11 protein-coding genes are annotated in these 20,106 nt (G+C 59.5%); 9 read left to right on the forward strand and 2 right to left on the reverse strand.

The genetic code is table 11. The features are described from left to right. The first annotated feature begins 30 nt into the window (after positions 1-30). From ATY79_RS23425 to ATY79_RS23475, 9 genes are all read left to right on the forward strand, one after another. Positions 31-633 carry a tetratricopeptide repeat protein gene (locus ATY79_RS23425; RefSeq protein ID WP_088694673.1) on the forward strand — a complete coding sequence of 201 codons (603 nt, stop codon included), beginning with the start codon at positions 31-33 and terminating at the stop codon, positions 631-633. Positions 634-692: 59 nt separating this feature from the next. Next, positions 693-1,298, forward strand: coding sequence for a sigma-70 family RNA polymerase sigma factor (locus ATY79_RS23430; protein WP_088705029.1), 606 nt, complete (start codon positions 693-695; stop codon positions 1,296-1,298). Continuing rightward, on the forward strand, positions 1,295-2,086 hold the full coding sequence (locus tag ATY79_RS23435) for a Fis family transcriptional regulator (RefSeq protein ID WP_088694671.1): 792 nt from the start codon (positions 1,295-1,297) through the stop codon (positions 2,084-2,086). Before ATY79_RS23430 ends, ATY79_RS23435 begins: the two co-directional genes overlap by 4 nt. Before the next feature lie 227 nt (positions 2,087-2,313). Next, positions 2,314-3,708, forward strand: a complete 1,395-nt coding sequence (locus ATY79_RS23440; protein ID WP_088705030.1) for a selenium-binding family protein — start codon at positions 2,314-2,316, stop codon at positions 3,706-3,708. Positions 3,709-3,736: 28 nt separating this feature from the next. Continuing rightward, a complete protein-coding gene (locus ATY79_RS23445; RefSeq protein WP_088705031.1) occupies positions 3,737-4,369 on the forward strand; it encodes a hypothetical protein in 633 nt (210 codons plus the stop codon). 742 nt (positions 4,370-5,111) lie between these two features. Beyond that, complete coding sequence (locus ATY79_RS23450) at positions 5,112-9,083, forward strand: NERD domain-containing protein (protein WP_088705032.1); 3,972 nt, start codon at positions 5,112-5,114, stop codon at positions 9,081-9,083. Next, positions 9,083-10,903 (forward strand): hypothetical protein, encoded by a 1,821-nt coding sequence (locus ATY79_RS23455; protein ID WP_245312439.1) that lies wholly within the window; start codon positions 9,083-9,085, stop codon positions 10,901-10,903. The genes ATY79_RS23450 and ATY79_RS23455 overlap by 1 nt, the downstream gene beginning before the upstream one ends. Next, positions 10,900-15,948 (forward strand): ATP-binding protein, encoded by a 5,049-nt coding sequence (locus ATY79_RS23470; RefSeq protein WP_245312440.1) that lies wholly within the window; start codon positions 10,900-10,902, stop codon positions 15,946-15,948. The genes ATY79_RS23455 and ATY79_RS23470 overlap by 4 nt, the downstream gene beginning before the upstream one ends. Positions 15,949-16,255: 307 nt before the next feature. Continuing rightward, positions 16,256-16,678 (forward strand): hypothetical protein, encoded by a 423-nt coding sequence (locus ATY79_RS23475; RefSeq protein ID WP_088705033.1) that lies wholly within the window; start codon positions 16,256-16,258, stop codon positions 16,676-16,678. Between the two features lie 82 nt (positions 16,679-16,760). Here the strand turns inward: ATY79_RS23475 and ATY79_RS23480 are convergent, their stop codons facing one another. Together ATY79_RS23480 and ATY79_RS23485 are read right to left on the reverse strand one after the other, a co-directional pair. Further along, the gene (locus ATY79_RS23480) at positions 16,761-17,684 is read right to left on the reverse strand and encodes a hypothetical protein (protein WP_141105762.1); all 924 of its coding nucleotides are present in this window, start codon (positions 17,682-17,684) and stop codon (positions 16,761-16,763) included. Next, positions 17,674-19,809, reverse strand: coding sequence for an ATP-binding protein (locus ATY79_RS23485; RefSeq protein ID WP_088705035.1), 2,136 nt, complete (start codon positions 19,807-19,809; stop codon positions 17,674-17,676). Before ATY79_RS23485 ends, ATY79_RS23480 begins: the two co-directional genes overlap by 11 nt. Between the last annotated feature and the right edge of the window lie 297 nt (positions 19,810-20,106).

Below are 20,106 nucleotides of genomic sequence, written 5' to 3' on the forward strand. Positions count from 1 at the left end.
CGCCAACGTCATTTCCCTAGGAGATATCCCATGACGATCGCGACTGTTCGTATTGCTTCCATCCTGGTCGGCGGCTGCATTGCCGCTTTCGCGCTTTCCGCCCCTGCCTTCGCGATGGGTGGCGGTGGCAGCGGCAGCGGTGGCGGTAGCAGTAGCAGTAGCAGCAGCGGCTCCAGCGGCGGCTCTGGAGGCAGCAGCAGCGAAAGCACCATGCCGACCTGCAAGAAGGGCCAGATGTATGACAGGAGAACGAAGAAGTGCGTCAAGCAGAGCGGCGCCAATGTGACGGAAGAAAACCGCACGGACTACGCCTATTCGCTGGCAAAGGCCGGCCGCTACGACGAAGCGCTTGCCATGCTCGACACGCTGAAGAACCCGAATACCGCTGAAGCCCTGAACTATCGGGGCTACGCCACCCGGAAACTTGGGCGTACGGATGAAGGAATTTCTTACTATCTGAAGTCCGTCGAGCTTGATCCCAAGTACGCGCAGGTTCGCGAATATCTCGGCGAAGCCTACGTCATCAAGGGGCGCCTCGATCTCGCCAAGGAGCAGCTCGAAACGATCAAGACGATCTGCGGCACCGAATGCGAGGCGTATCGCGATCTCAACGAAGCGATCCTCAAGCCGTAGGAACTATGACACTGACGAAAAGCGGGAATGCGCAATTTCGGTTGAACGGGAACTACCAAATGCCGGTCGCGTACACCACATTTCCTGCCTATAGTCGCGCGAAACCAAAGCCGTCGGCGAAACCGGCGGCTTTGGAAGAAAAACCCGTGGCGGAGGCTCTCATTATAAGCGAAGCCGACATCAGGAGCGGCCTGGCGGATAATCTTGTGCGGTTGTGGCGCTATGGCCTCGTGCTCTCGCATCGCCGCGATATTGCCGACGATCTCGTGCAACAGACCTGCCTGCGCGCCCTCGAGCGCGTCGAGCAGTTCGAGGCCGGAACGCGGCTGGACCGTTGGTTGTTCTCCATTCTGCATTCCATCTGGTTGAATGAAATCCGGTCGCGGCGCGTGCGCCTCGGTCAGGGCTTTGTCGATGCCGACGAGGCCTTGGTCATCGATGGCGCCCATGCCACGGAAACGCATGTCATGGCGAACCAGGTTCTACGACTGGTCAATGCGCTGCCGGATGCCCAGCGGGCCGCGGTCTTCCTCGCCTATGTGGAAGGCCTTTCCTACAAGGAGGTAGCAAGCGTATTGGATATCCCGATCGGAACCGTGATGAGCCGCCTTGCCGCCGCGCGCGCCAAGATCGCAGCCAATGTCTCGGGCGAGGGGGCGACATGAACGACAAGCACCTGATTCTTTCCGATGAAGAGTTGACGGCCTATATCGACGGTGAACTGTCGGATGCTGAAGTATCGCGCATCGAGGCAATTCTCCACTCGAACGAGCGTGTGGCGGCAAGGCTGGAGTTCCTGTCGCGTAGCGGCCTTCCGTTCAGGCAAGCCTTCGAGCCGCTGCTTGCCGCAGCACCGAAGACCGAACTTGATGCCATGCTCGGCGTTGCGCCGCGCGACGCAAAGCCGGCTGCCGCGCGCGCTGGTCGCCGAGGCTTCCTTGGTGCGATTGCTGCCTGCCTCGTCGCGGGTGTTGTCGGCGACCGGGCCTTCATCGGCATTCGCAATCGCATGCATGCACCTGACGAAAGCAGTGAATGGCGCACTGTCGTTGCCGAATATATTGCCCTCTATACAGTGGATACTCTGGCTGGCCCATCGCCGTCCGATGACGCGAAGGCCGCTCAATTGGCCCGCCTCGACGATAAGCTTGGCCTTTCCCTGTCACCCCAGACGGTGTCGCTGCCAGGTATCGAGTTCAAGCGTGCCCAGCTGTTGCAGTATGACGACAAGCCACTGGCGCAGATCGCCTATCTGGATCCCGAGACGGGGCCGCTGGCGTTGTGCATTGTCCGCTCGGATGTCGGCACGAAGGAACCTGACGTCGAAGGCCGACACGGCATGAACGTTGTCTATTGGTCAAACCCCACGCACGCCTTCATGCTGATCGGCCGTATTCCGATCGACCGTATGCAGGAGCTGGCGGAGGATGTCAGGAAAAGGACTTCGGCGTGAAGTGGAAGCGGCGGCGAGAGCCGCTGCGAAAAAAGGACTGCCCAACTTCGCCATTTTTTGAGACAATTGGATGGGGAGGATTGCCCCTGTGGCTCGTGTAGCCGGTTTCGAACCTATCCCATCGAAACACTCTTGGATCCTGCCCCGTCCGCAGCGTGAGTCGGCTGTCGGCAAGCATCTAGCGAACATTCTCATTGTTCAGCACACGCTAGCCAGGAGCACTTCACATGGTAACGTGGAAACCTGATCCAAGCTTCTATCCGTCACCGCGCATGGCCATGAAGGCAGCGCCGGAGGCAATTGCCTACGTCGTCGCCTTCGATCCGACGCGAGCTGTTCCCGACGAGCTGGCGGTCGTCGATGTCGACCCGGCATCGGCCACTTACGGTCAGATCCTAAATGCGCTTGCGATGCCCAACGTCGGCGATGAATTGCATCATTTCGGCTGGAACGCATGCTCGTCCTGCCTCTGTCCGAACGCACCGCACCCGCACGCTGAACGCCGCTATCTGGTGGTACCGGGACTGAAATCCTCCCGCATCCATATCATCGACACCAAGCCGGATGGGCGGAGTCCATCGATTGTCAAGGTGATCGAGCCCGGTGAAGTGGCTGAACGGGCCGGCTATTCCCGGCCGCACACAATCCACTGCGGCCCTGAGGGCATCTATGTAGCCGCACTCGGCAATGCCGAAGGCAAGGCACCAGGCGGCATTTTCCTGATGGATCACGAGAGCTTTGACGTCCGCGGTCAGTGGGAGATGGATCGGGGGCCGCAACAGCTGTCCTATGACGTCTGGTGGCACCTTGGCCACGATACGCTCGTTACCAGCGAGTGGGGTACGCCGGATACGTTCGAAAACGGCCTCATCCCGGACATCCTGCTCGGCGCGAAATACGGACGCCGTCTGCATTTCTGGGATCTGCACAAGCGCAAGCACCTGCAGACGATCGATTTCGGTGACAAGTATCAACTCGTGTTCGAGCTTAGGCCCGCCCACGATCCGACCAAAGCCTATGGCTTTGTCAACTGCGTGCTCAGCCTCGAGGACCTCTCCTCGTCAATCTGGGTCTGGCATCGTGATGGCAAAAAATGGGGGGTAACAAAGGTAATCGACATTCCGGCCGAGCCTGCCAATGCCGACCAATTGCCGCCGATGCTCAAGGGCTTCAACGCCGTGCCACCGCTCGTCACCGACATTGACCTCTCAATGGATGACAGATTTCTCTACGTGTCCTGCTGGGGAACCGGCGATCTGCTTCAGTACGATGTCTCCGATCCCTTGAAACCGAAGCTGACAGGCAAGGTCCGGATCGGCGGCATCGTTTCGCGTGCGTCACACCCGGGCGCGAAGAATGGCGCGCTCAACGGAGGCCCACAGATGGTCGAGATCAGCCGCGACGGTCGCCGTATCTACTTCACCAACTCGCTCTATGGCGCGATCGACGAGCAGTTCTATCCCGACGGCATCTCGGGCTGGATGGTGAAGCTTGACGCGCAGCCGGACGGCGGCATTGCCTTCGACGAGAAATTCTTCGTGGAATGGCCGAAGTCGCATCGTCCGCATCAGGTCCGTCTGCAAGGTGGAGATTGCTCGTCGGATTCCTACTGTTATCCCTAGGGAAACGACGTCTGGCAGTGAGGCGCCGATGAACGAGCTCTGGCCATGGATGCTGCTGGCGGGACTAGGTGCCTTTCACGGTCTCAATCCGGCCATGGGATGGCTGTTCGCCGTCGCGCTTGGCATTCATCGGCAGAGTTTTATCGCGGTGGTTCAAGCAGTGCCCGCCATCGCCCTCGGACATGCTCTCTCCATCGCGCTGGTGGCGGGAGCCGTGGTCGCCGCCGGCCTTTTCGTGAACCAGGATGTTGTGCGCACGGCCACCGGCGGAGCGCTTGTTGCATGGGCAATCTGGCATCATATCTTTGGGCACAGTCGCCGCGTTCGCATCGGCTTGCGCACAGGGCTCGCCGGCCTTGCGTTATGGTCGTTCCTGATGGCGACGGCTCATGGTGCGGGGCTCATGATCCTGCCTGCCCTGATACCTCTCTGTCTCGCCCAGCCGCCATTGCCCGAAATCGGCGGCATTGGGTCGGCGGGGATGACGATCGCAGCGGTCGGCGTCCACACGCTTGCGATGTTGGCGGTTACAAGCCTCGTTGCCCTGACAGTGTACCACTGGGTCGGGCTCGAGATATTGCGCAGCGCTTGGATCAACGTGGATCTGCTGTGGACCTTGGTGTTGCTTGCCACCGGTGTCGGGCTGCTGATCGTCGCGTGAGGGCGACACCGCTCGCTGCTGTCGATACCTAAAAAGGATCTGTCTCGTTGGAGAGAGCACGCATCTTGGGAAATTAGAGGAATTTGGCTGGGGAACCTGGATTCTCACATAAATTCAAAGGCTTGTCGTAATCGCCTTTGAATTCCCTCTGTTTTCCTGCCGCGAGCGACCGTGGATGCCACCTTTGTGCCCTGGCTTTGGGCATCAGTCAATACGGGCGGTGGAGCGGCAATAATTTCCGCTTTCGGACCTCACGTTTGCGGTGCCGTAGCGATAAAGCGCCCGGCAGCTTTGCGCCCGCATGTCGGTCATTTAGGTCTGTCCGCGGAATTCTCGAAAGCTGCCGGTCTGTGTACGCAACTGCGATGTCCGTGAACGGGTGGGAAGCGGACTGGCGGCTGTCGGACATGTGCGTCGAGAAAGCTGCCCTTCCGAGTGAACTAGCTTCAGCGGCAACGCGCCCCTTTGGTCGCCGTGCGTTAGCATCGCGATTGGCGAAGAGAAAGGGCGTTAGTAACGCCGCATGTTCGGTCCCTCCATTAAGATAGGACAGGCACGGCAAACCTGACTCAACTATTTGTTGAAGTGGCGATTTCGTTGTCCTAACTTCTTTCGAACATTGGTACGGGAACTGATTCTGCGGCTCAAGCGCCTAAGATAAAGGCTTTTTTGGGGATCATCGTTTGCCTCGGCAATGAAAGCGAGTGACGTTGGTTTTTTTCGGCAAGGGGGGAGCGGTAGCTTGCGCGTAATTCATGTGCCGTGCGGACCATTCGCAAATACGAGTGAGCTTAAAGCGTTCAAGGCGATCGATCAGGAGATCAGAAGGAGAACCGGCGACGGAAGCGCCTACATCCTCACTAATCTGACGCATCCGAATCTTCGCGGCCAAGCCGATGAAATCGATATCGTGGTGATTGGACCCGGTGGCGCCATCGTGGTTGAGGTCAAACACTGGGACGCGTCGGCGCTGCGAAAGTCTGACCTCTCCGACCCGGCCGCCGAGCTCATCGTGGCCAAGTCCAAACGAATTGCCGGGAGCTTGCGCTCCGCCGATCAGAGGATTGGTTTCGTCGCCCCCGCGTTCCTGTTTACGCGAGAGGCGGGTTCTATCAAGAAGAACGGACATCTGCCTCGCCATCCAATGGGAGTGGTGACCTACGGGCTTAAGGACGTGGCGGAACTTGTCGCCGGAGCGACTTCTTCCGGACCGATGGATTCGGCGCGCCTCGCGAATGCGCTCGCGGGACGATACAATCTTGTCGATGCTGGACGGCTTAAACGCCTTGCGCGCTTCGACGAACTTCGGCTGCTCACCGACGACCAGGACCGTTTCCAGCGCATCTTCGCAGCGCGCGATCCCCGCACTGGCGATCGTGTTCTACTTCACACCTATGATCTGTCCGCTGCTCCATCAGGAGAGGCTGCGACCCTAACCGATCGTCGGGCGCGACGAGAGTTCGACGTCATTCAGCGGTTTCAGAAGTCGCCACATCTTCCAAGCATCGTCGACACCTGGCAGGCGGTGCCGAACTATGCAGGGGAGATGTATTTCTTCAGCGTCGGCGACAGTTCGGCTGTGCCGATATCCGCACTTCGCGACGATCCGGAATGGACGTCGGTTCAGCGACGCGACTTCGCCAGTCGTACCCTGGCGGCGCTGGCGGACTTCCTTGAGGCTGATGGGGGCGCGCTGCTCCATCGCGCCCTCGACGAAGACAGTCTACGTGTTCGTGCAGACAACACGCCGTTGTTCGCTGGCTGGCGATGGGCCCGGCTGACGCCGGCTCAGACGGTGGGCGCCGACCGACTCGGCAATCAGGCGGGAGATTTTGCCGCACCGGAAGTCCTCTCTGGCGGGCTTGCGGCCGCTACTCCGAAGTCCGACATCTACAGCCTCTGCGCAGTCCTTGCCGAGATTTTCGACGGAGCGGATGACGAGGACGTGCTCACGGTGCTGCAGCTCGGCTGCGACCCTGATCCAGCGCGCAGGCCCTCCATCGCGGAGCTTCGCGCCCTTCTTGATGACCGCCCTAGCGGGCCTTCATCCAATACAAATGCATCTGAGCCATGCGCTGCGCTATCTCCGTCCCGATGGGATGAGGGCCACCTCGTTCAGTGGAAGAAGGCCTCTTATCGCGTGGTCTCCGTCCTCGGACAAGGATCCGTCGCGCGGACCTTCAAGTTGGAGCAGGTTGATGCTGCCGGGGAGCCAATAGGCACCTTCGTCGGGAAGGCGGTCCTCAATCCTGAATTCGGTCCGACCTCACTTGCGGCCTACCAGCGGATGCGCACGTTCTCGCTGCATCCGGGGCTATCGAACATCCTCGAATGCGCGAGCGAATGGAACGCTGGCGAACTTATGGCATTACTGCGCTGGAGCCAAGGCTCGCCTTTGGACGCGTGGCGGGGCGATCTCAACTTCATCGCCCAGGAGACGGGGCAGGATTCGGCCGAGCAACTTCTTCTTGAGTGGTTCGAAAAATTGTGCGAGGCGCTGCTCGCGCTGCATAGTCAAGGATGGGTACATGGGGACGTCAGCCTGTCGAACATCCTTGTCGATGAATCCCGCGTCATGCTCATCGACTATGATCTCTCAGGTCCAATAGGACACAGGCCACTCAGCTCGGGGACGCTCATCTACGCATCACCGGAGCGTCGGGGTGGCGGAGAGATCCAGGCCCGGGACGACGTCTATAGCCTAGCGGCTTCCCTCTTCCACGCCATCACGGATCGCCCGCCAGCGTTTACCGAAAATGGGTCGGGACTTGACTGGACGGACGATGAGAGGGCGGCGTTCCCTACTCTGATCCCGATCCTCGATCGGGCGACCGGTCCGATCGACATGCGTTTCTCAGACGCTGGCGCTGCCCTGTCCGCGTTGCGTTCTGTCGGCTCAGTGCCTCCAGTAGCGGGCGGAGCGAGGTCGGTTCCACAGGTGTTTCAGCCGGCTCTGAGACCCAATGTGGTGCCGAGGGTGAGAGATATCCTGAGCAGCTATCCGGGTTCGCGCTTCGGCAACGCCGAAACCCGCGGGCTCGACACGGAATTCGCCTTTAACACGTATGTTACAACCGACTTGGACACTACGCTCCCGGCCGAGATCAGGTTGGGCAACGTGTCTCTGGTAATCCTCTGCGGGAACGCCGGCGACGGAAAGACCGCATTCCTGCAGCGTCTCATCCGGACGCTTGGTGGGGAGCCGCCGCAATCCAGCGAGCGCGTATGGTCGGGGCGACTCGCCGACCGCAAGGCGATGATCAATTTTGACGGGGCTGCAAGCTGGAAAGGACGGTCGGCGGACAATCTGCTGGACGACCTCTTCGGACCGTTCCTGGATCAACCGCCCAAGGACGGGAGTATACATCTAGTCGCGGTGAACGACGGTAGGCTTATGGAGTGGATCGAGCAAGCGGAGATGCGGCACGGGGAGCGTCCGTTGACCAGCGCACTGACGGCTGCGCTTACCCAGCAGCGCCAAGACATAGCCTCGCACATACGGCTCGTCGAGTTGAACAACCGATCGCTCGTGGGCGGCCTCGATCTCGAGCGAGGCTCCATCTCGACGCATTTCGTGGATGAACTGATCCGCCTTCTGGTGGGTGGCGAGCAAGCCGCGCAGGTCTGGGCTTCATGCCGCACCTGCAGCGCTCAGACCCGATGTTCGATGAAACGATCGGCGGACATGATGGGCGCCAGCGCGGATCCGGCGATCTTAGCGGAAGGCGCCCGACTTCGCGAACGGCTGACCGAAGCACTGCAGACGGTTCACCAGCGCAACGAGATCCACATCACCGCCCGGGAACTCAAGGCAGCGATCAGCTACGTCCTGTTCGGTCTCAACGACTGCGAGGATGTCCATCGCAACCCCGAACTAGACCTGCATGATCCAGCAGATCATGCGTTCAATCCGGAATCCCGCGGACGACAGGGAGAGCTTCTGCGTGAGCTTGCGCGGCTGGACCCCGCCCTCGAAGGCCATGCCCGCGTCGATCGGTATCTCGTTGGGAAGGGTGCGCCTGATCCCACGCATGGCGCCCGCAGGTACCGCGACGCGGTAGGACGCGCATTGCCGCTGCGAGATGCTAGACGACGCGCCTATCTGAGCTGGTCGAGCGACCAAGTGAAGGCAGTCGGGGGCGACGATTATGCGTTGACGCTGCGTGATGGTCGCCGGGCGAGCGAATTCAGGGTATTCCCGCTGTTGTCCGACGATGAGCGGCTTCGCATCAAGCAGCGGCTGTGCAGAGGGCTATCTCGCCTCGAAGCGCTGCCCGATCTCGCCTATCGCGACCCGGAGCGCGTTCCGATCCGTGTCCTACCTCGGACGCCCACGGAAACGGCGTTTTGGATCGAGAAGTCGGCTTCCCGCTTTTCGCTCGCCGCCGAGCGATTTCAGTCGGTCGCCGGGCTCGAAACCCTTCATCGCTTCCTAGTGCTGCGCTACGAGCTTGATCACGGCGGAAGCGAGGAGCTCATCGTGCCGCTTGAACTCTATAGTCTGCTGATGGATCTGGCGGACGGGGTGCAGATCCTTGACGCTTTTTCCGACGACGTCTTCGCCAACCTCGGTGTGTTCACACGGCGGCTTGCGCAAGAGGACGAGCGCAGGCTTAGCGGATGGAACCCCGTTGAAAGCGACGTCGTGTGGCAACTCGGTGTCGTTGATGCTCGGGGCCGGCAGACGATCACTCTTTCTAGTGGGGCAGCCTGATGGCCAACGAGATACGCCAAGTGGTCGAATCCGTGCTGGGGAGCCAGATGACCTTGCAGATATGGACCAGCACTTATCCCCCCGCGTTTCCCTTCACCCCGCAGGACTTCTCGGTCGGTGCCGTTCTGCCCATGATGCTCTATCTGTTCCGGTGGGGTAACCGGCGCGGAAAGGGGCAGTTTGCGGCTACCTACGGCGCGGATGGACCGCCCACCATATCCTCCACTGTGGACCGTCTGATATCGGACGGCGCGATCGAAGGGTTCGACTCCGCGTCGGGCCGGGCGATTCTCGGCGATTTCCTGCTTACCTCGATCATCGAAAACAGGCGGCACTCGGAATCACACGATGAGCAGGTCCAGCGCTGCTTTGCAAACCACTATTACGCTTCTTGGATCGACCTGCCCGTAAGTGCCGCGAACCTTCGCGGCGTTCCGGAGATGGTGACCGCGCTGCTCAGTGACCAAGCTGAAGGAGATACGATAGAGCCGTTCGCCGAACGCGGACGCTATCGCGTCGGCGCTCGCATTCAGGACAACGACTTGCTGCGGGCGCTCGCGCCGGCCACGTCGACGACAGGCTTGAAGAGCGACTTGCGCTCCGACGAGCTCGACGAGGCCGTTCCGCTTCCATTGGATCAACTGCTGACTGTCCGGTTGGCTCAGGGGTGCGGAGAGGCGCCTGCGAAGGCAGTGGGGAGAAACAACCCAGGGCCCATTCCCAATCAGCGACCGATCGCGGTGCGCGCGGGAGAGAACTTCCGCGATGACCTGCTGGTCTTCCTTGATTGCTACGCCGGTGGTGGAACGATGCCGCGATCGACGCTTCTTCAAATGCTCGAATCTGCGATCGCGATCGGGCTTACGAGCATCCTCACTGGCTCAGTTGACATCATGAACCGTTGGGCCACCTCCGGAGTGCTTCCCGAGGTTGACGAGGCCCCGCAGTTCCCATTGTTCTTCGATTGTTCCAGCGGGTCGGACCCAGTCTTGCGTGCAACCTCCGAGGAATCTGGCTTCCTCCTGAGGCAGGCGCTCAACCGCCTGCCTGCGATCTTGATGCACGCCAGATTACTCGATCACTACGTGCGGAGCGAATCTGATATCGATCGGCGAAAACTCCCGGCGACATCGCCAGATGCCACCGCTTGGCTCAATTTAACGGGAAGCCTGCTCAATGGGAGTCACGAGGAGGCTCGGGACGCCCGCCGTCATTTCGCGAGGATTGCGCGCAAGTTGCGGGATGCCGCCGAGGAGGCGGGGGAGCTAGAGCTACGCATGCTGCTTGGTGAAGAAGGATCTGACGGCGATCCAGGCCGCGCCCTGGCGGAGGCGTTGAGCGCTGCCTTTACCGGTTCGTCGAGCAGCGGCACCGAGCGGCTGAATAACTTTCTCTCGTCCGCCTTGATGATAGACGAGGTGAACGGACTTGGTAAGCGCCGTAAGGTAACGCTCCATCAGACACGTCGGAAAGGTCAAGGCCGCACGGGAGATGCGCTGTCTTTCGTGATGACCAATCCGGTGATCGAGTATCTCGTCCATCGACATATCCGGAAGACCGGAAAGGGTCGGAAGGAACGCCCGCTTTCTTACCCGGAGTTCCTGACCATTCTGCGCGAACGCTACGGCTTCTACGTTGACCACGCTCCCCCCAACCTCGCTGTTCCGAGCGAGGTGCTGCAGCGAAATCGGAGAATATTCGAGCGCCGCTTGAGAGACCTGGGTCTGCTCGCTGGCGTGAACGATGCCGAACGGATGAAGAAGATCAAATGGCGATACCGTGCCCAGCAGGATGCTCAGGTGGAGGGCCAGCCGGCATGATGACATTGCAGCATGTCTCGCATCTCGCGCAGGCGATCACGAACCGTCTTGGCGCCCCAACGGTCGGTGCTGTGGCCTTCCTGCGCTGTCTACCGTCCGAGCACGTAGACGCACTTGTAGACAGTGTCGCGTTTAACGTGCCGGGCTGGACCGTCAACGCAGTCGTCGACTCGGCTGGCCCGCGACGCATCACCGCCGACCAAGCCGTTGAACATCGCGAGGACAAAGCTGACGCGGCGCTGCTGTTGATCGATCCACTGCGCGCCGGCGCGGGCCTTGATGGCATCTACAGCGCTGGTCGCGAGATCGGCGAAGCCGAACTCTTCCAAGAGGCGCTCAAGCTGGCGCGAAAGCCGATGTATGGGCGGACAGGCGTCCTTGACAACGCCGTCTGGCGCGCGGAACGCCTCGGTCGACGTCGCCGGCTCACGCCCTGGTCGAAGTTCGATTTCTACGTGAGCGCGGCACAGGACATGGGCCGTTCCCTCGCACGGCTCGGGCTCTGGCCGATCGCGAGCGGTGAGGACCCTTCGACGAGCGAGCTGGATCTCTCCGCGGAGCTCGCAGACCGGCTGCTCTATGTGAGCGATACGCGGGCCATCGCGGAACGCGTGCGGACGCTTCAGCTCGAAGATGCTGAAGACAAGAATCCTGCGCTTGAGCAGGCGCTTCGATCGGCGGCAGGAATGAGTCCCGAGGAGGCTGCCCGCCACATTGAGGACCAGCCTGATCTTTGGCTTGGGTCGATCAAGCCTGGCTTCGCCAGCGAGGAGCTCAGGCGGCTGCAGCTCACCTCGTGGCGCGATGCAAAGGGTAACGTTCTCAAGTGGTCCGGCCTCACGCGACCGGACGACGAGGACACTGTGCCGAGGCTCCTTCTCGACCGCACGGCTTCGACGAAGGACCGAGCGAAGCTGACCGTTCGATGGACCACCGATCCCGAAGTAATCGTGGCCGGCGGCGTTGATTACCGCGTGTCCGTCATTGCGGGCGAGGACATACTCGCTGAGCGCGTCGTGCACCACCGCGACCATCGCACGCAGCAGGTCGCAATCGGGGTTGACGACTTCGAGGACCTAGAAGGCACCGAGAAGTTCGACGCGATCGTCGAGGTCGCCGCTTTAGGCCAGGAGACTGTCGCCCCTGCGCAGAGCGAGGCGTTCACGCTGGAGTTCGGCGAGACGGTTAAGCAGCTTACGAGTTCGTCGGGCCAGGCGGTGCGGACGCTTGTGGAAGGCGCGATAGCGATCGGAGATCGCGCGGCGTTCGACCAGCTCGTCAGTGGTCCCGGCGCGGTTGAGCGGGCCGTGGAGGACAAGAAGGGGTACCTTACTTGGAGGGGCGACGCCTCGACAAGGGCGGCAAAGGTTTTTCGTCCTGCGCTGCTGCGCGCAATCGAGCGGGATTGGGTCCAGCGGGGCGGCAAGATTGGTTACTGGACACAGGTTGTTCGAGCGGATGGGTCACCCGTCCGAGACGTAGAGTTCGTCGAGATCGAAACCGCGGACGTCAGTGCGGCAACCGAGCGTGCTCGGGACGCGAGCAGAAAGCTCGCGGACGAACTCGGGACTGCCGGGATGCTTGGTGTCGTGATACCTCCGGGTTGGACGGCTGCCGACAACTACGTGAACGCTTGGGAGAAGGCGCTTGACGCGGGTGCTCCCATCTTGGCGCGACACGGCACGATTGAGGTGCGGGCGCAGTCGGGCGTTCTAATCGGACTTCTCGTGACGCCCCTGCATCCGCTTCGATTCGCGTGGCAAGCCCACTACGATCAGGTCGTCTCGCACGCGCGGTTCGAACAGGGACTACTCCCGAGCCACATTCAGTCAGCAGTGCAGCCGATCGATTCCTCCTTCTTCCCCTTCGCCCTCCCAGGTAAAGATAACGACCCAGGATTCATCTTCGCGGATGTCATCGGCTTCCACACAATCGCCATGACAGTTGATGGCGAACGCGAGCCGAAGGCAGCGACCGCGCTTCTGACCGCTTGTCTGGGAGCGGGCAGTGCCTCGGCGCCTTCTATCGGCCAAGCGAGCGCGGCCGCGATCGCGCGCGAAATCGGCCACTATCTCGATTGCTACGGAGGAGCGAGCGGCCAGAGGCCGGACCTGCTGTCGGTTCAGGCTTGGCGCGCGGGTGATGGCCTTACGGTCGCTCGGGCGCTTGGCCAGACGCTGGCGGCAAGAGGTCTGAACGAGGACGATGAGGCGGAGGCGCCACTGTGTTTCACTCTCGACCTATTCCACGCGGTTCAGTCCAACGGTGCCGGCCAGTTTCTGTCAGCGGTTGGTCAGCGCCGCCGCGCAGGCGGTCAGGTGCTCGATCCGCGCGACCGTTGGTTGGCGGAGACCTCTGCGCGGCCAGGCGAGGTGCTAGTTCCCCGCTTGCGGTGGGCTAAGCACCAGGAGCCTCCCATCGACGACGAGCAGGCCTGGAGCCACATGCGGGCGTCGCACCTCAGTCTTGCCTTTGATCTGTTCGAGACCAGCCTTTGCACTATACCGCTTTCCTCGGTTTCCGAAGTGCGTCCGCTTCAAGCCTGGGGACTGTTGCGGACTCTGGAGCGACGTGCGACGCCGGACCTGAACCTAGAGTGGATGACATACTGCGCGCCGGAGCTACATGGCGAACCTGCGCCGGAAGGGCGGACGGCAAGCGACAGGCTTCGACGCATTGATCGAGCTATCGGTAGGGCCACCGCTCGAGCGCTCGGCGGTACGAACGAGGATTGGCCGGTTCTCAAGACCCGCCTTTCGGTCGAGGACCAGCTTAAGATCGAGCGGATGCACGCACAAAGCGACTGGGTGATCACACTCGACCGGAACGCTGCGCTCGACTATTTCGATTCTCCGCAGGTAAGCCCTGACGCCTATGAACGGTTCGTCATCGACACGGTACCCGAGCGGGCTGACCTAACATCTATCCAGCTCGTCACCTCGACAACGAAGCTCGATGCGGTGCGCGATCTCGTCGACGAGGCGCTTGGCGACATGGGCCTCAGCAGCAGCGAGCGGAACAGTCGCTTCCTCGTAACCAATCTCAAGGCGCTGAGTGGCAGGCTCGCGATCCGACTTGCCGATGGCGGGACCCGCACAGGTGAACTGATCGCGCTGGCATTGATGTATGCGCACTGTGTGGCAGGCGGCGAGCACAAAGGGCCCTGGCTCAATGTCGCGCAAGGCGTGCTCATCCCAGTCGATGAGATCGCAGACCACGCACCTATCGTCCAGATGCCAGCGCGCGAAGGGGAGAGCGCGCGTCGAGCTGACTTCATCCATGTCAGCGCACCCGCTCGTGGACCGCTGGAGTTCCGCTTCATCGAAGTGAAGCACCGACGTCACTTGAGGACCGCTCGGCAGCCCGACATGCTCGCCCATATGGCAGAACAGACGGGCGAGCTGCGTGAACGATGGATGGACTGGTTCTTTGGCGATGGGCTTGAACCTCTTGATCGCGTGGTGCGACGCGCGCAGCTTGCAAGGCTCTTGCGCTTCTACGTTGATCGCGCAGGGCGGCACAGGCTGTCCGCGCAGGCACTGACGAGGTTGAACGTCGAGATCGACCAACTGCTGCTCAAGGAGAACTATCTGCCCGGCACGGTCGATAGCCCGGATGTGGGTTATGTGTTTTGCCCTGAGCATCGCTCGGGGCAAGTGGAGCGGATCTATTCCGAGCGTAGCGACACAGCGCTCTGGCTGTTCGGTCCGATGATGTTGCCCGACGAAGTCAGCGGCGCTGTAGGCATGAACGTTCTGCCATCTACTTCGACGACGTTGGAGATCGAACCACTGGAAACGGAAGACGTCTCATTGGATGAAAAGCCAGCAGTAGACGATCTGGCGTCGCCAGATAGTGAGAGGCATAACACGGCAAATAGTCTCGCTGACGGTCGGCGCGAAAGCGGCAAGGTAATAAATGAATCGGCTGAAACGCTGGTCGGCTCTGGGCTTCCGACTGGCATCTTAGAACACCCCGGCAATGCGGGGAGCGCCGCCGCCGTAGCAGTAGTCGATCCGGTCGACATCCGCCTCGGCGAGTCCCTGACGCAGCTACCGGTCAATTGGTCGGTGTCGATCCGCAGCAATCCCCACATGATGATGGTTGGTCTCCCCGGGATGGGAAAGACTACCGCCCTGATCAATATCTCGAAGCAGCTAACTACCGCTGGGATCGCGCCGGTTATCTTCTCATATCACGATGACATCGATGAGAAGCTTGCGGACGCGATCGGACCGATGCGCACGATCGACTTCGATGGCCTGGGATTCAATCCACTGCGCGTGGATGCCCCCGGGCCCATGGCCTACATCGACGTCGCGGGAACGCTTCGGGATATCTTCGCCTCAATCTTTCCCGATCTCGGCGAGATCCAGCTTGAGGAGCTAAGGGGGGCCATCAAACAGAGCTACGACGACCTGGGTTGGAACGAGCGAGGCTCGGAACGGTCTGCGCCCCCGCGCTTCCGAACGTTCCTCGACATCCTCAAATCACGCCCGAAGCCGAGCCAGAACCTGCTAGCGCGCCTGCAGGAACTGGAGGATTACGGATTTTTTGACGGTGACGATGGTGCGCCAGGAATATTGATTGATGGAAAGCCGACGCTAATCCGCGTCCATCTCAGTACCAACGAGATCGTGCAGCGGGCCTTTTCGTCTTTCGTCCTATACAGCATCTACAAAGACATGTTTCGGCGTGGTGTTCAGCAGAGGCTGACCCATGCCGTGATTTTCGACGAGGCGCATAGGGCGGCTAAGCTAAAGCTCATCCCACGACTGGCGAAAGAATGTCGCAAATATGGTTTAGCACTTGCATTGGCATCGCAGGGCGTGCGCGACTTCGATGGTGGACTGTTTGAGGCGGTAGCGAACTATCTCGTCCTGCGTGTCACCGAAGCCGACGCCCGCACACTAGCTCGCAATACAGGGCCAACCGTCGAACAGCAGCGGACGACCGACCGCCTGAAAGCTCTCGAACCCTACAGTGCAATGTTCTTCTCTGCGGCATCGCAAAGGCCAATCTCGTTGAGGCTGAGCTCAGCGTAACAGCAGGCATGGTGCGGCCAGCGCAATCGGCGCTGGTGATAATACGGGCTGCTGACGGTTCCAGCTCTGCCGATGGGCGGAACCGAATGAATGGCAAGTTTTGGGTGGCAAAAGCTGTAGTCGGACGGCGACAATGGGGCCGGCAGCGGTCAGGCAACTTTCGCGGCTGCTAGCGGTTAGCAGTCGATGGTCTTTTGCTGCCAATCTACTCACCTGAGGACCAGCCATCTCTATTATCTGGTCGCGCCCACTCCCGCGTGAGCTTTCGAATGCGGCGCGAATCTGAGCCGCAAAATCGATCTCGCCCATGATCCGCAAGCTGCCGCTGACGCCAGCGTCAAAGGACTCCTACACGCGCTACATTCAAAAGAAGGAGATCAGGGTCACGCCCGAGCATCACCTGCTCGAAAAAGCATTCTTGGCCTTCCTCAGGACGATAAACGCAACGGCCATATCGCAGAACAAGAATGCGGTCGACGTTCGCTTCGACCTTTCAAGCTATGGCCACATTATCGCCGAACTCAAACCAGCCGCCCCTGGACTGACGAAGTATCCCATTCGCTTCGCCGTGGGCCAAGTCCTCGAGTATCTGCATTTCCAGAGCCCCAACGCACGCCCTCTCATCGTCCTGGGTGCAAAACCGAAAAACGAGGAGATCGAGTTCTGTCACTCGCTTGGGATAAGTGTGGCGTGGAAAACGGCGACCGGTTTCATCCTTCACTGGAGTTAGTGAGCTGGACAGCCAGCCGAGTCGCTTTGCTGGATCGGGCCATGATGAGAACCAGATGATAAACCTCATTCCAGTGTCCCGATTAAGCAGGCTCTGCCATCGACGGCACTGGTTGGTCGGCGGCAGCTTGGTCTAACTGCTTTTCCAACCGTTCTTTCCACACATGGAACGCTGATCTACACATTGCAGCATATGGATTTTTCCAGTGTAGATAGAGCTTTATGACCTCCCTGAGTTCAAGTCTCAGCCGCGCGAGTGCCTCATTGTAGCGAGTTAAATCCCCCTTGTGTTTTTCGGCGTCTAACCTGCCTCGTTCAATGCTACGCAGTGCAAACTCAAAGCAGCTTAAGCGCGATGTTCGTGCCTTAACGAGACCTGGTCGATTCAAGCCATAGATGTCGATTGACGTTCGCCCCTTGGGATCTTCTACGCCCGCGGCGTTTACTGGTGCAAAAGCGGCAACTTCTTTTTTGGGAGCAATCACGAACCCGAGGTGCGTTGAAGGGTCTTCCGATGATGGATCAATCAGCAAAGGTATCTCGTTTGCGATCCCCGTCTCATCGACGGCATGGTCTGGAGACGCCAAAGGAAACTTGCTGTGTTTCCCGTAAAAGTACCTCTGCTTTCCTACCTTGTGCCATCGTCCCCGATTGCAATCCGTACACGACGGAAGAAGATTTTCCCAAGTTGAGGCACGAAACCAGTAACCCGTCGGTAGCATGATGCCGCTCGCTGTAAAAACCTCGCCTTTGGGCCGAAAATGCTCCACCTCCATCGGTTGGGTAGCCTCGTACGCAGATTCGCAATAGGCGCATTTCCCCGCGAACAGCCTGTTCAGCGCTTCCTTGACCTGATCACGCTTATAGACATTGAATGTCATATTGGTGCCTGGCGGCGGATCTGCAGTGTAGTACGCAACAGCTCTTGCGCGCTCCGCTGCGGCGGGCGATCCAACGTCAGCCAGAACCTGTGGGCGAGCTATGAGCGCTCGTGCTCTAAAGATCATTCGCCATGTCCTGCTCTGCCGCTTCCACTTCGCGGAGAAGGTCGGATATGACATCGACGTTCCACGCATCGCCCCGCGCGGCTTTTTCGGTGGTCTCAAGGTATCGGTCAACGACAGCCATCACGAGGCGCTCCCGCTTTGTCGTGCCGATTGGCAAAGCCGGGCCCAACTCCTCTCTTAGCGTGTCCAACTGAATTCGTTCATCGGCTGGGAGGTTGATCTTTCCCAAGCGCCGATAATAATCGGCCAAAAGCCTGCCGCGTGCAGGATTCTCGGTGCTCTCCAGCCCAAACAATTCAGATGTCAGAAGCTGATCGATGCTCATGCCTTCGATGGGGACTTCTGCAGCCTTGGTGACGGAAATTTGATCGCCGTCGTTGTCGAGTATTGCGACCTCCTCCCTTTGAAGACCTCGCAAGACTAAGGGGTCGTGGGTGGTGATCAGGAATTGCGCTCTTGGGAACGCCTCTCGTAGCGACTCGACGATCCGCAGTCGCCAGGCGGGATGTAGGTGAGCGTCGATTTCATCGATCAAAATCAATGCCTGACCGGCGGTTGCTCCGTCCCAGACTTCATACATGACATCCATTATATCGGTCGCCAAGGTGACAATGCTTTTATATCCGGAACTTAGGTCCCGCATCGGGCGGTCGTGGCCATTCTGTTCGATCACAAGACGACCATCAAGTGTGACCCGAGCACGGGCTTGATTCAACAGCAATGCATTCAAGCTGCGGACTGCATCTGCCTCGCGATCGCCAGCATTGAAGTGTTTTTTCAATCCGAGCGCCCCGTTGACCAGATGACGCTCATCAAAAAGACTATGAACCCGATACTGGTAACGCCGCTTTGGCTCTCCGAGTTCCCGCCGGGCAGGCAAGCGATAAGGTCCGTACCCGAGGACCATCACGTCTACTTCAGTTCGTCCTCTGAGGCGACGGGAGGTGCTCGAAAACTCCACGACATTCACATCATCCGTGTCGAAAAAACGGACCATGATGTGTCCAGACCGCTCGTTGTCCCGGAGGCACCAATCGGCTGATATGCCGATTGCCCTCGCTTTCTCGTGGCCGAGGCAGCCAATCGCAGCAGCTTGCAGGACGGTGCTTTTCCCAGTGCCATTCTCCCCCAGCAGCGCAATCGAACCTGGCTCTGACGTGTGCGAGGTTCGTTGCTCTGGAAACTCGACGAACGCAGACCTGATGCCCCGAAAGTTGACCACTTCGACGCTCTTCACATACCGGTCGAATTTGAATGAAGGGACAGGGTTGGAGCTCAGCCGAGGCGGCAATTCAACGTCCTGATTGAGGTACTGATGAGGTCGCCGCAGTATTTCAGACAGCATTTTCATGCGTCTTTGAGGCGTGACATCGCCGCTGCGAAGCTGTTGAAACTTGCTATCTTCCCCAAGCATCGAGAACAAGTAAATCAACAGCGCGCCGCGAAATCTTACGCTCGGATCGCCAAACCAGCGGCTATCTATTGCCTCAGTGGCGCTGGCATTGCTGTAGCTTAGATCGTCCCGAAACGAATATATGATCTCACGGCGACGTTTTACCAGTTCGGGTCGATTTAGCTGGAGCACTTCGAGCGTAGTCTCGCCTTCATCAGTGATTGGGAACATCAATCCTTCATGGTCGACTTTAAAATGTTTGGTGGGGATGTCCCAACTCGGATCTAGGAGCAGAGGCTTCTCTGCATTGCGCAAATAGGCCAGCGAAGCAGCAATTGGTCCGCGCTTTCTTACGGGGAATTGGCTGCCTTTAAGACGACTGCAAGAATTGCAAACCGGGTAGAGATTTTCCCATTCAGTAGCGAGCCAGCAGTAGTATTGAAAATCGACTTGTCCGTCCTGGTTGATTGCTCCCATTTCAGGTCGATGGAGGTTCAGGTGTCCATCTTGACCGCCAAGGTCCGTTTCGCAGTAAGCACAAGCATCGGAAAAAATATAATTCAACTCTTTCAAAAGCACTGAAGAGCTGAGGACACCTTCGGGTACTCGCGGCGGTCTTTCGTAATTGATGCCCGCGTCAAGATAGTTCTTAATCATGCTTCGATGATTGGCGACGTCCGCTTCTCGATACAGATCCGGCTCTTCGCGTCCAGATCTATCAACGTAACGCATCCGCTTGCTCCTTGGGATCGAATAAACGATCCGATGGCACCTTGCCTACTACGGACGGATCGATGTTCACTGAACGACTTATGAAAGAAAATCTAAATCGTCGCAACCGCACCGTTAGGCCTCGATTCTTCTGGCGTACGCGCGCACTGGCCGCGACCGGCATTCGATGGTGCGTCTGATATTAACTCTTCTTCTTTGCCACCTGGGCCCCACGGAGCGGAAATAATTTCCGTGCCCACGTCAGGTCGGATCGCAATCCTGTTGCACAGTGCTTGTCTGGCGGCTCTACTCAAGGCA

This window comes from Rhizobium sp. R693 (genome assembly GCF_002211315.1).
Taxonomy (GTDB): domain Bacteria; phylum Pseudomonadota; class Alphaproteobacteria; order Rhizobiales; family Rhizobiaceae; genus Rhizobium.